The organism is Pseudomonas frigoris (assembly GCF_047758635.1).
GTDB lineage: Bacteria > Pseudomonadota > Gammaproteobacteria > Pseudomonadales > Pseudomonadaceae > Aquipseudomonas > Aquipseudomonas frigoris.
Genome location: NZ_CP180479.1, coordinates 743392 through 756305 on the forward strand (window position 1 = coordinate 743392; position 12914 = coordinate 756305).

Annotated in this window: 11 protein-coding genes; 10 read left to right on the forward strand and 1 reads right to left on the reverse strand. The window is 59.0% G+C overall.

All coding sequences use genetic code 11. The annotated features are described in order from the left end of the window. Positions 1-4: 4 nt before the first annotated feature. The 8 genes from ACMXYH_RS03400 (at position 5) to ACMXYH_RS03435 (ending at position 8633) form a co-directional block, all read left to right on the forward strand. The gene (locus ACMXYH_RS03400) at positions 5-340 is read left to right on the forward strand and encodes a YceK/YidQ family lipoprotein (RefSeq protein ID WP_415767653.1); all 336 of its coding nucleotides are present in this window, start codon (positions 5-7) and stop codon (positions 338-340) included. Positions 341-513: 173 nt separating this feature from the next. Continuing rightward, a complete protein-coding gene (locus ACMXYH_RS03405) occupies positions 514-2271 on the forward strand; it encodes a carbamoyltransferase family protein (protein ID WP_008146248.1) in 1758 nt (585 codons plus the stop codon). Then, positions 2255-3385, forward strand: coding sequence for a glycosyltransferase (locus ACMXYH_RS03410; RefSeq protein WP_415766303.1), 1131 nt, complete (start codon positions 2255-2257; stop codon positions 3383-3385). Before ACMXYH_RS03405 ends, ACMXYH_RS03410 begins: the two co-directional genes overlap by 17 nt. Then, entirely contained in the window at positions 3385-4281 is an 897-nt protein-coding gene (locus ACMXYH_RS03415; protein ID WP_046045681.1) for an antimicrobial resistance protein Mig-14, read from the forward strand. Before ACMXYH_RS03410 ends, ACMXYH_RS03415 begins: the two co-directional genes overlap by 1 nt. Positions 4282-4289: 8 nt before the next feature. Further along, positions 4290-5720: a PIG-L deacetylase family protein gene (locus ACMXYH_RS03420; protein WP_415766305.1), complete on the forward strand. Its 1431-nt coding sequence runs from the start codon at positions 4290-4292 to the stop codon at positions 5718-5720. Continuing rightward, positions 5717-6673, forward strand: a complete 957-nt coding sequence (locus ACMXYH_RS03425) for a glycosyltransferase family protein (protein WP_415766306.1) — start codon at positions 5717-5719, stop codon at positions 6671-6673. The genes ACMXYH_RS03420 and ACMXYH_RS03425 overlap by 4 nt, the downstream gene beginning before the upstream one ends. A gap of 39 nt (positions 6674-6712) precedes the next feature. Further along, complete coding sequence (locus ACMXYH_RS03430) at positions 6713-7480, forward strand: glycosyltransferase family A protein (protein ID WP_415766307.1); 768 nt, start codon at positions 6713-6715, stop codon at positions 7478-7480. A 4-nt stretch (positions 7481-7484) separates the two neighbouring features. After that, entirely contained in the window at positions 7485-8633 is a 1149-nt protein-coding gene (locus ACMXYH_RS03435) for an O-antigen ligase domain-containing protein (RefSeq protein WP_415766308.1), read from the forward strand. 42 nt (positions 8634-8675) lie between these two features. Here the strand turns inward: ACMXYH_RS03435 and ACMXYH_RS03440 are convergent, their stop codons facing one another. Next, positions 8676-9317: a toluene tolerance protein gene (locus ACMXYH_RS03440; RefSeq protein ID WP_415766309.1), complete on the reverse strand. Its 642-nt coding sequence runs from the start codon at positions 9315-9317 to the stop codon at positions 8676-8678. 115 nt (positions 9318-9432) lie between these two features. Here ACMXYH_RS03440 and msbA point away from each other — a divergent pair, with 115 nt between their 5' ends. Both msbA and hldE read left to right on the forward strand, forming a co-directional pair. Next, the gene (gene msbA, locus ACMXYH_RS03445) at positions 9433-11232 is read left to right on the forward strand and encodes a lipid A export permease/ATP-binding protein MsbA (protein ID WP_415766310.1); all 1800 of its coding nucleotides are present in this window, start codon (positions 9433-9435) and stop codon (positions 11230-11232) included. A 246-nt stretch (positions 11233-11478) separates the two neighbouring features. Next, the gene (hldE, locus tag ACMXYH_RS03450; RefSeq protein ID WP_134419769.1) at positions 11479-12900 is read left to right on the forward strand and encodes a bifunctional D-glycero-beta-D-manno-heptose-7-phosphate kinase/D-glycero-beta-D-manno-heptose 1-phosphate adenylyltransferase HldE; all 1422 of its coding nucleotides are present in this window, start codon (positions 11479-11481) and stop codon (positions 12898-12900) included. The last annotated feature ends 14 nt before the right edge of the window (positions 12901-12914 follow it).

Here is a 12914-nt window from a genome sequence, read left to right on the forward strand (position 1 = left end):
GACGTTGACGATAAAAATGACGGTGTTACTGAGCACTTTTGCACTGGTTTTATCAGGCTGCGGGACCGCTGTCACGGTGCTGCAGGATGACAAAGACGCGGCGCGTAGCCTTAGAAAGCAAAAGACCTACTGTCAGTCCATCCCTCGTATCTACAGCGGCTTGGCGTACGACTTTTGCGTATTAAACGCATCGCCTGATCCCACGGGTATTCTTTTGCCGTTCGTATTGGTGGATTTCACCCTCTCGGGTGTTTTCGACACCGTCCTCCTGCCCTATACGGTTTACCGCCAAGCTGCCGACGGCAATATCAGTATTTACTGGAGGTCAGGCCGCGGATGAGCAATGCCGGCTGCTTTCGCCAGGATCATCTTTACGGGGGCAATATGCGCTGGGTCATTCCCGCCATGTTTACGCTATAATCCCGCCCTTTAGCTGCCACTCGCCCTTTGCGAGGGCACATTAATCTTTGAGGCGCCTTGCGCCTGCATGCAGACTAAAGAGGCTAGACCCCTGTGGCATTGACGATTCTTGGCCTGTCCGGCGCCCTTAGCCATGATCCTTCCGCAGCTTTGTACATCGACGGCAAGCTGGTCGCGGCGGCTGAGGAAGAGCGCTTTGTGCGCGATAAACATGCAAAGAACCGCATGCCTTACGAGTCGGCGAAGTTCTGTCTCGAGCAGGCCGGCATCAAGCCATCCGACGTTGATGTGGTAGCGATTCCATTCGCGCCGATCAGCCTGTTCGGCAAGGCTCGCTGGCATTACGCCAAGCGTTACTGGTACGCCCCGGACCGCGCGCTCGACGCGATCCTGATGGGTAACCGTCGCTACAAGCGCTACCGCAACAAGATTGTCTGGTGCCTCGAGCAATTGGGTTTCGATCCGAAGAAAATCAAGATCGAACCGGTCGAGCATCACCTGGCCCACGCCTCCAGCGCTTACCACTGCTCCGGTTTCAAAGAGAAAACCGCGATCCTGGGGATCGACGGCAAGGGTGAGTACGCCACGACCTTTTTCGGTTACGGCGAAAACGGCAAGATCCACAAGATCAAGGAGTTCTTCGATCCGGACTCCCTCGGCGGCCTGTACGGCGCGATCACCGAGTTCCTCGGTTTCGAGATGCTCGACGGTGAGTTCAAGGTCATGGGCATGGCGCCGTACGGCGATGCCAGCAAATACGATTTCTCGCGCCTGGCTTCGTTCGAGAACGGCGAGCTGGTGATCAACACCGACTACGCCAACGTCATCGGCCTGCGTCGTTATAAAGAGAAGGGCAAGGGTTTCTACTTCTCGCCGAAGCTGATCGAGTGGCTGGGTCCGAAGCGCGAAGGCGACATCGCCGACGAGCCGTACATCCACTACGCCGCGAGCATGCAAGCGCTGTTCGAAAAGATCTCGCTGCAGATGATCGACCATTACCTGGGTGACGTGCTCAAGGAAACCGGCAAGCTGGCCTTCGCCGGTGGCTGTGCGTTGAACGTCAAGCTGAACCAGAAAATCATCGCCCGCGATGACGTTAAAGAACTGTTCGTGCAGCCTGCGTCCGGCGATGCCGGCACCGCGGTCGGCGCGGCGGCCTATGTGTCCCACGCCCGTGGTGTGCCGGTCGAGAAGATGGAACACGTTTACCTCGGCCCGTCGTACACCAACGAAGACGTCCTCGCTGCATGCGCCCGTCACCCGAGCAAGCCGGTATGGCGCAAGCTTGAGAACATGCCGGAAAACATCGCCAAAATCATGGTCGATGGCAACCCGGTGGCCTGGTTCCAGGGCCGCATGGAATTCGGTCCGCGCGCCTTGGGCGGTCGTTCGATCATTGGTTGCCCGAGTGCGACTGGCGTGGCTGACCGCATCAACCACCAGATCAAGTTCCGCGAGCGCTGGAGGCCTTTCTGCCCGTCGATGCTCGACACCGTTGCACCGCAGATGATCAAGATCGATCACCCGGCGCCGTTCATGACCTTCACCTTTGAAGTGGCGGAAGAGTGGAAGACCCGCGTGCCGGAAGTCGTCCATGAAGACGGCACGTCCCGGGCCCAGGTGCTCAAGCGCGAATACAACCCGCGCTACTACGACATGATGAAGGCGCTGGAAGTGCTGACCGGTAACGGCGTGTCGCTGAACACCTCGCTCAACCGTCGTGGCGAACCCATGATCTGCTCGCCGACGGATGCCCTGAACATGTTCTTCGGTTCCGATCTACAGTATCTGATCATGGAAGACATCCTGGTGGTCAAAGAGGGCGCGGACGCATATGACACGCTCGGCTGAACGCCATGTGCTGCAGTTCTGTCACGGCTATGACGGGCCGTTTCTGGACTGCGCCCGGCAGTACGCCAGCCTGTTCGCGAGGACCGGTTATCGAGTGACCACGGTGTTTTTGACCGGGGCTGCCGATGCCGAAGTCGCCGCGGGCTGCGCTTCCGATGAAGTGCTGTTCATGGAATACAGCTCCAAGGCCATTCGTGGCCTGAAGCTGGGCGCCATCAGCGATCTGCGCAAGATCGCCGCCTCGCGCAATTTCAGTTTTTGCATCGCTCACCGTTTCAAACCTATTTATATCGCCTTGCTCGGCACCTCGTTGCCGGTGATTGGCGTGCATCACGCGTTTGACGATTACAAGCGCGGTACGCGCAAACTCTTCGCGAATATTTTCCGCAAGCGCCTGAGCCTGCTCGGGGTTTCCGATGCCGTGCGTGACGACATGCGTCATTGCCTGCCGAAGTGGCCGGCGGCGCGGATTCAGACGCTCTATAACCGTATCGATGTGCAGACCTTGCAGGACAGCCAGGTATCAGTTCGCGAGGCCAGGGAAACCCTCGGCCTGGCGCCGGATGCCTGGGTTGTCGGCAATGTCGGACGGCTGCATCCGGACAAGGATCAGACCACGCTGCTGCACGGTTTTGCTGCGGCGTTGCCGGGTTTGCCGGCCAGCAGTCAATTGGTGATTCTCGGTGCCGGTCGACTGGAACAGGACCTCAAGGCCCTGGCCCGTGAGTTGGGTATCGGCGACCGCGTGCTGTTCCTCGGTCAGGTGCCTGAGGCTCGGCGTTATTTCCGTGCCTTCGATGTGTTTGCCCTGAGTTCCGATCACGAACCGTTCGGTATGGTGCTGCTGGAGGCCATGGCTGCCGGCGTGCCCTTGCTCGCCACGGCGTGTGGCGGGGCGAAGGAAGTGGTCGAGGGCGTCGGTATTTTGTTCCCGCTGGGCGATGCCGAACACTTGGCTCAAGGGCTGCAACATCTGGCCGCGATGGACGAGCAGCAACGTCACCAGTGTGCCGAGCTGATGCTCGATCGCTTGCGTGAGCGCTTCTCCGACCGCGCGGTGCGCGATGCTTTCTGGCGTTTGCCGCACGTTACCGAACTGGCGCCGAGGGGCTGATGCTCAACCGATTTCAAGGCTGGCGCGAACGTGGCTGGGCGGTAGTCGACGCCTCGACATATGCCGATGCCTGGCAACGTTATGGCGGCAGCGTCGCCACTCATCCCATGGTGGTCGAGCGACTGGCGCAGTTGGCCGACATTCCTGTGCGCTACCTGGCCTGGGAGCAAAACGGTGAAGTCAAAGCCGCGATCCCGACCTGGGGCCGCGATCTCGCGTTGTCCAAGGACGTGCTCAAGCGCTGCGGTAAAAAAGGCTTGTTCGACCTCGGTAATGCCGAGTTCATCCTGCCGGCCGCTGCCGATGCACAAGCGCCGCTGCGTCATCGTGGACGCTACCTGTCGGCGCTGAATGAGGGCCGCTTTACCGGTATCAAGTTGCAGGCTGAGCAGTTGGCGATGGCCCGCACTCCCGAAGAACTGTCGAAGAAGTTTCGCTACAACCAGCGTCGTGAATTGCGATTGCTGGAAGAAGCGGGCGGAGTGGTCCGGCCGGTCGCGGAGTTTTCCAGCAGTGAACTGGCGGCGATCTATTGCGACCTGTTCCAGCGTCGCTGGGGCTTCCCGGCGACGGGGGCCGAGCGCATGGCTGAGGTCATCGAGTTGCTGCGTGATTTGCTGATCGGCTCGGTGATTTTTCTCAACGATGCACCGATAGCGATTCAACTGGTCTACCGTGTCGAGACACCGCAGTGGATCAGCGTCGAGTACATCAATGGCGGCGTCGATCCCGAAACCCGCGAATTCAGTCCGGGCAGCGTGCTGAGCTTTCTCAATACACAAAGCGCCTGGGAGCATGCCCGGGCGTTGGACAAACCGTTGCGCTTTTCTTTCGGTCGCGCCGATCGTGAATACAAGGATCGCTGGTGCAATCCTGTGCCGGTGTTCACCGTATGAGTCAGCCCATGAACCGCAAACAGCAATTGCTCAAGCGCCATCGGCGCAACAAACGCATCGGTCTGCTCATCGCGCTGGTGCTATTGATTGCCATGGGTGTGCTGGTGACCTGGTGGCTGCCGTTGGTGCTCGCGGTTCTGGGCTGGATTGCCCACGAGGCCTGGTTCGCCGACCACCTGTTTTATTCGCCCAAAGACGATTATCAATACAGCTTTCCACCGTATACCCAGCAGCCCAAGGTTCACCTTGACGGTGAACGTTTGCGCCTGGACGACGGCGTCATGCTGGTTGACGACGCCACCCTGGTGTTGGCGCTGCGGATTAAAAGCACCTGGCTGGGACGCTTCATCGATCCCGTGGTCGAGTTGTCGGGGGGGGATAACCCGGACCGACAAACCTTCGAGCGTGGTGTGAACGGCCTGCGTTACCTCAACCTCAGTGGTCAGGCGCAGGTTCTGTCGCAAGGTGAGTTACGCCTGCGTGGGCGTTTCTGCAGACTGTTGGGTGAGCCGGTGCTCAGGGTGTTCGAGCATCCGGATTACAGCCGTCAACGGGTGATGGTGATCGCGCCCCACGCCGACGATGCCGAGTTGGCCGCATTCGGTTTGTACAGCCGCGCCAGTCAAAGCTGGATCGTGACCTTGACCGCCGGTGAAATCGAGGCTGGGCACTATCAGCAAATGGGGCTCAATGGCGTCGAAGCGTCCCGGTTGAAAGGCTCGCTTCGCGCCTGGGATAGCATCAGCGTGCCGCTGTGGGGCGGCGTACCTCAGGAGCGCTGTATTCAGTTGGGGTATTTCTGCCTGCAATTGTCCGCCATGCAAAGCGCGCCGACCGAGGCCGTGGTGTCCCGTGAGGCACAGCTTGGCGATACCCGATATTTTCGACGGTTCAATCCGTTGGCCCTGGGCAGTGACGTCGATGGTATACCGTCCTGGAACAATCTGCTGGCCGACCTGAGTGAGTTGATCGAGCGTATCCAGCCTCAGATCATCGTTTTGCCACATCCGCGTTTCGACCCGCACCCAGACCATCTATGCTCACAGCAAGCGGTGATGCAGGCACTGAACGGTACAGCCTGGCAGCCCGAAACCTTGTTGCATTACGCCAATCATCTACACGACAACGATCGCTGGCCAATGGGTGATGCGGGGACCGGTGTGACACTGCCGCCACAGATCAATAATCATGAGCCGTTGCGGCCCTGGGCACTTTGCCTGTCGACCGAAAAGCAGTGGCACAAGGCTATGTCGTTGGGCATGATGCACGACCTTCAGCACCGACTTCCCCTCAAGCGTCTACTTCGCCGAGCGATACAACGTTGTCTGGCGGCCCGACACTGGCCGGCTTTCGGCGAAAACGAGTTCTTCCGTAAAGCGGTGCGACGCCACGAATTATTCTGGGTCCAAGAGCTGTCTGGAAAGAGAGAGACCAATTGAAAGTTCTGTTTCTGGTGCAGAAAGAGCAGCGAGCGATCCTTGATCGACTGTATGACGGTATTGCCGAGCACTGTGACTGCGACAAGCGCGAGCTGACCAGCGCGGAGCAGGACGACTTGCGTGGATACTTTCGCAAGCATGTCGATGTGACCCGCTACGACCGGATTGTTTTTTTTCTGCGCTTCAAAAAAGAAATCAGACAGGTGAGGTTCATGCAAACCCTGCCCAATCTGGTTATTCTGGAACACGATGCGTATCAGAATTACATCCCGTGCAAGTACACCGGCAAGTTCAGTGCCCATTACCGCAAGCTACCTTGGGCGCGAGTGATCAGCTCGGGTTTCATGGTCAGCCAGCGTTTGCGTGATGAAGGGTTTGACGCGCATTTCGTGCCCAAGGGCTACGATCAGGCGCTGTTGCAAAACCGCCAGCGTGAACGGGATATCGAGCTGGGTTTTGTCGGCAGTCTCAACAGCGTGGCGTATGCCGGACGCAAGGCCATGCTCGAGTCCGTGGCCGAAGTGGAGAACCTGCTGATCACCCGCACCAAGTCGGGTGAGGAATACTGCGAGACGTTGAGCCGGATCCGTTACTTCGTGAGTGCCGACGTCGGCATGGGCGAATACATGATCAAGAATTTCGAGGCCATGGCCTGTGGTTGTGTGCTGTTTGCTTACGATCAAGGGGAAGCAGAGAATCGCGCGCTGGGGTTTGTCGATATGCACAACATCGTGCTCTATCGAACCCGCGACGAACTCAGGGAAAAACTGGCGGTGTTGCGCGAGTCCCCACAGCTGACCGAGACCATTTCATTGGCCGGTCAGGCGTTGGTAGAGCAGCGTTACACGTTCCGGGCTGTCGGGCATGCGATTATCGAGGCCCTGCGTGCGCCGCTGCGCGAGCACGTCCCGCTGGGCTGGAAAGAAAAATTACGCTTGTCGCTGGGGCTGTGAAGCCGGGCGATTAAACAACCAATGGTGCGGTGCAAATAAATGCTGTTCAGCGAAACTAGCGACATTTCGGTAGTAATCACTAGTTGCGGTCGCTTCGATCTGTTGAAGCGTACCCTCGAGACATTTGACCGGTACAACACGGCTCCCATCCGTAAAGTGTTCATTACAGAGGACTCCGGCGACAGCGCCGTAGAGGCCTGTGTTCCGGAGCACTGGAGGGCGCATACCCAGTTCTTCATCAACAAGCCACGCCTGGGGCAGTTGCGGTCCATCGACGCCGCTTACGCTCAGGTGCAGACATCGTGGATTTTCCACTGTGAAGACGACTGGGACTTCTACCGCGAAGGGTTCATCGAAGAGTCCCAATGCCTGCTGGAGGAAGATCCGCAGGCGTTGCAGGTGTGGCTGCGCAGCTTCAATCATGACCTGATGGTTCACAGTCCTTATGTGTTCCTGAACGAGCGCAAAGTCAGCCATGGCATTCCTTTCTACGTACTGGGCTCGCAAAAAGCCGAGTGGCAAGGTTTTTCCTTTAATCCAGGACTGCGCCGTCGTGCGGATTACCTGACGCATGCACCGTATTCCGCATTTTCCGGGGAAAAAGACTTGTCGCGTCGGTATGCTGGCGAAAACCGCTATGCGTTGATTCTGGAAAACGACGCGGTATTGCACACCGGTTTCGGTGAGCATGTGGTGGTTCCCAAGGAGCGGGAGAACAAACTACGGCGTAAACGTCTTGAACGGCTGAAGCTGATTGCCGCTCTTATCTCGGGTCTTGCAATAGGTTGGGTGTTACATGGAATTTAGCGGCATGAAGCCAGGAAAGAACACCATGGTGTATTTCGGAACGGTGCTCTGTCTGTTTCTTTTGAGCTTTGTGGTGGGCTGGTCGTCGAAGTGGACCAACAACCTGTTCTACGCCCTGATGGTATTGCCGGGCCTGATCTTCCTGATCAAGGAACGCGGTGCGGGCTTGCTCAAGGAGCCGCTGGCGTGGGGTTGGCTGGCGTTCATTCTATGGTTTCTGGTGCCTGCGACGATTGCAGGGCAGATGCAGTTCTACAAACACGTCTTCTATGTACTGATGTTCGTCATGGTGGTCGGCGCCTTCACCGATCCGCAGTTCTTCCGCAGTGCGGCGTTCGTTCGCGCTCAGTTCTGGATCCTGACGTTGTACATTTTCAGCGGCGCGCTCTACGGTTGGGCAACCGGTGAATACGCCGTCGGTGGCCGGGTAGGGCTGCTTCCGGCACGCCTGGATAACGTCATCTACGCCAGCATTTGGCTGTTCTGTGCGTTGGCGCTGGCGCTGCCAATCTGGCTCAGGGCGCGAAATTACATCGAAGCAGGCCTGGCCATCGTTTTGTCGGTGTTCGCGGTGGCCTTTGTCCTGCAGACGCGTACTGCGTTTGTGGGGGCTGTGTTCCTGTTTGGTGTGTGGGTGCTTTACGGCATTTACCACAGGCCGCGGCTGGTAGGCGGTGCGGTGGCAATTTGCGCAATTGTTTTAGGCCTGCTGTTCCTGGTGGTGCACAACGAAGCCTGGTACCAGTCCCTCTGGAACCGAGGTGATTCGTACCGCATCGAGATTTTTCATATCATGGTCGGCGAGTGGCGCAACTGCGGCTGGGCACTGGGCTGCGGCATCAACTTTCACACTGCCCAAGTACTCGATGGCTGGATGCCGATTCAGCATCCGCACAACATTTTCGTCGCGCTGGGGCTGTACAGCGGCGGGGTCGCGCTGGTGTTGTTCGTTGCGCTGATGGCTGCATCCCTTTGGCAGGCCTGGCGTCTGCGAGATGTGTGGGGTATGTACCTGGCGTGTGCGCTGGTGATGCTGAACTTCGATGGCAGTTTGCTGATTGGTAACCCTGACGAGTTGTGGCCACTGGTGCTGCTGCCCGCAGCGATGATCCTCTCTCGCGTGCTGAAGGCGCGGCAACCCGCACTGGCGTAATGCCTGGCCTTCGCCTCCTCCCCGGAGGCGAAGGCAGTCAGATCATTTTTGCAGGGCGACGCTCAGCTCCTCCGGGGAGCAGATGCTCTGGGTCTGGCCATAATGGCGCATGAAGACTTCGCCGTGACCGTCGAGCAGCCATTGCCGATCTTGCGGGTAACGCACCATATGCTTGAAGTTGCGCAGCCGCAGAGTCTTGCGCAACGGACGGCGATACACCCGCATGTCGGCGATGTCGATCAGGCCCAACTGATGTTCGGGTGTGAGCACGATGTTGCCCAGGTGCGCCGAGCGAAAATAAATCCCCCGCTCATGCAAAGTGGCCATGAAGACCCCCAATTGACCGCGCAACGGATCGGCATCGCCCTGGAAGTCCAGCAGCTGACGCAGGGTCTGGCCCGGCAGTGGATCGTAGTGCACGGCATCGCGTTCGATACTCGCAATACGGTAAACCTGACGAATCGACGGGCAGGGGATGTGCCGTTCACGCAACGCATCGCAATTGTCGGCAAAGCGTTTGGCGTACGGGTACCATGCGGCCGACGTCAGCAGGCGTTTGCGGCGAAACAGTTTGAGTATTGAACCGTCCGTCAACCGCAGAACCTTGTCCCCCGAACCATCCGCTTCAAGGACTTGTGCTCCCTCGCGCAGGGCGAGATATCGGGTGTGATCAAGCGCTTGCATCAATACTCCGGGTTGGGCGCCGTGAGGCATGGATAGCCGGCCATGTTACCGCAGCTCAGCGACTAAAATGGCCTGTGTTACACTCGCGGGCTCTTTTCTCATACAACGGGTTCTCATGACCAGCCCTGATTCGCCTGCGCCGTCGAGCTTGAAGATTTACCTGCGCCTGCTGTCGTATGTGCGCCCGTACTGGGACATGTTTGCCATCAGTATCGTCGGCTTTGTGATTTTTGCCTCGACGCAGCCCATGCTCGCAGGGATTCTCAAATATTTCGTCGATGGCCTGAGCAACCCCGAAGCGGTGCTCTTCCCGACTGTTCCCTATCTGCAAGACTTGCAGTTGCTGATGGCCGTGCCGCTGCTGATCATCCTGATCGCCGCCTGGCAAGGCCTGGGGTCTTTCCTCGGCAACTATTACCTGGCCAAAGTATCGTTGGGGCTGGTCCACGACTTGCGTGTCGAGCTGTTCAACAAGTTGCTGGTATTGCCCAACCGTTATTTCGACACCCATAACTCCGGGCACCTGATTTCGCGCATCACCTTCAACGTGACCATGGTCACCGGTGCTGCCACGGACGCCATCAAAGTGGTCATTCGTGAAGGCCTGACCGTGGTGTTCCTGTTTGCTTACCTGTTGTGGATGAACTGGAAACTGACCCTGGTGATGTTGGCGATCCTGCCCATCATCGCGATCATGGTGAGCAGCACCAGCAAAAAATTCCGCAAGCAGAGCAAGAAAATCCAGGTGGCGATGGGCGACGTGACTCACGTAGCCTCCGAGACCATCCAGGGCTATCGCGTGGTGCGCAGCTTCGGTGGCGAAAGCTATGAAGAGCGTCGTTTCGCCGAAGCCAGCCAGGGCAACACCGACAAGCAACTGCGCATGACCAAGACCGGTGCGGTCTACACGCCCATGCTGCAATTGGTGATCTACACCGCCATGGCGGTGTTGATGTTCCTGGTGCTGTTCCTGCGCGGCGATGCCACCGCCGGTGACCTGGTGGCCTACATCACCGCGGCGGGCCTGTTGCCCAAGCCGATTCGGCAGCTGTCGGAAGTCAGCTCGACAATCCAGAAAGGCGTTGCCGGTGCCGAGAGCATTTTCGAGCAACTGGACGTAGAGCCAGAGATTGACCAGGGTACCGTCGAGCGCGATCGTGTCAGCGGCCACCTGGACGTGCGCAACCTGAGCTTCACCTATCCAGGGACCGAGCGTGAAGTGCTGAAGAACATCAGCTTCACGGCGGCACCGGGGCAAATGATCGCCCTGGTCGGTCGTTCGGGTAGCGGCAAGTCGACCCTGGCCAGCCTGATTCCGCGTTTCTATCACCATGAAACCGGCGAAATCATGCTCGATGACGTGGAAATCGAAGACTATCGTCTGCGCAATCTGCGTCGACACGTGGCGCAGGTGACGCAGCATGTGACCCTGTTCAACGACACCATCGCCAACAACATTGCTTACGGTGACCTGGCCGGCGCACCACGTGCCGACATCGAAAAGGCCGCGACGGATGCTTACGCGATGGACTTCATCTCGGAGATGCCGCAAGGCCTGGACACTCAGGTCGGCGAAAACGGCGTGTTGCTGTCCGGTGGCCAGCGTCAGCGCCTGGCGATTGCCCGGGCCTTGTTGAAGAACGCACCGTTGCTGATTCTCGACGAGGCAACGTCGGCGCTCGACACCGAGTCCGAGCGACACATTCAGGCGGCACTGGATCAGGTCATGAAAGGTCGCACCACGCTGGTGATTGCTCACCGGTTGTCGACCATCGAGAAAGCCGACCTGATCCTGGTCATGGACCATGGCGAAATCGTCGAGCGCGGCACCCACGCTCAACTGCTGGCGCAAAACGGCTACTACTCGCGCCTGCATGCGATGGGCCTCGACGCCCCGGTTGGCGACATCGCCTGACCCACAAAAGGGGTGAGCCTGGCTCACCCCTTTTGCACACCTGGCGTGCAATGCGCCCGGTGATTGGTATCCAGACCTTTACCCTTCTTGACCAAGCCTGAATAAATCTGCGCACCGCGGTCGGATTTTCTGATCAATAAATGAGCAGAAAGCCCTGCGGAATCATCCCATTGCAGCCGTCACACAAGCCCACGCTAACCCTGTGTTAATATCGCGCCCCTGTTCATTTTGTATGTGGGTTGCTCCATGAAGTTGTCCATGCCGCGATTCGATCAAGCCCCTGTCTTGGTGGTCGGCGATGTCATGCTCGACCGTTACTGGCATGGTGGTACCTCACGGATTTCCCCTGAGGCGCCGGTACCGGTAGTCAAGGTCGAGCAAATCGAGGACCGCCCGGGCGGTGCCGCCAACGTTGCGTTGAACATTGCCGCCCTCGGCGCACCGGCCTCGCTGGTCGGCGTGACTGGCGACGATGAAGCTGCCGACAGCCTGGCCAATAGCCTCAAGGGCGCTGGCGTTCGGGCGTTGTTCCAGCGCATCGCGCACCAGCCGACCATCGTCAAGCTGCGGGTCATGAGCCGTCACCAGCAACTGCTGCGTATCGACTTCGAAGAACCTTTCGCCACCGACGCGTTGGCGTTGGGCGAGCAAGTCGACGAGTTGCTCGAAGGCATCAAAGTGCTGGTGCTGTCCGATTACGGCAAAGGCGCGCTGAAAAACCATCAGGTGCTGATCCAGGCGGCACGTGCCCGTGGCATTCCGGTGCTGGCCGATCCCAAGGGCAAGGATTTCTCGATCTACCGGGGTGCGAGCCTGATCACCCCGAACCTCAGCGAGTTCGAAACCATCGTCGGCGGTTGCGCCGATGAGCACGAACTGGTGAGCAAGGGCGCGCAGCTGATGCATGATCTCGACCTCGGCGCGCTGCTGGTGACCCGCGGCGAACACGGCATGACCTTGCTGCGTCCGGATCATCCGGCGCTGCACCTGCCAGCCCGTGCTCGTGAAGTGTTCGATGTGACCGGTGCTGGCGACACGGTGATTTCCACCCTGGCGGCCGCCATTGCCGCTGGCGAAGAACTGCCTCACGCGGTGGCGTTGGCCAACCTGGCGGCGGGCATCGTGGTCGGCAAACTGGGTACGGCAGCCATCAGCGCACCGGAACTGCGTCGCGCCATTCAGCGTGAAGAAGGTTCGGAGCGCGGTGTACTCGGCCTTGAGCAGCTGTTGCTGGCGGTCGATGATGCGCGTGCGCATAAAGAGAAGATTGTCTTCACCAACGGCTGCTTCGACATTTTGCACGCCGGCCACGTGACCTACCTCGAACAGGCGCGGGCCCAGGGCGATCGCTTGATCGTCGCGGTCAACGACGATGCGTCGGTCAGCCGCCTGAAAGGGCCGGGCCGTCCGATCAACAGCGTCGACCGTCGCATGGCCGTACTGGCAGGTCTGGGCGCCGTGGATTGGGTGATCAGCTTCGCTGAAGGCACCCCGGAAAACCTGCTGCGCGAGGTCAAGCCCGATGTGCTGGTCAAGGGCGGGGACTACGGAATCGAGCAGGTCGTCGGCGCGGACATCGTGACCGCTTACGGCGGAACGGTGAAAGTGCTGGGGCTGGTGGAAAACAGCTCGACTACCGCGATTGTCGAGAAGATCCGCAAGTCGTAGGAGCTGGCGAAGCC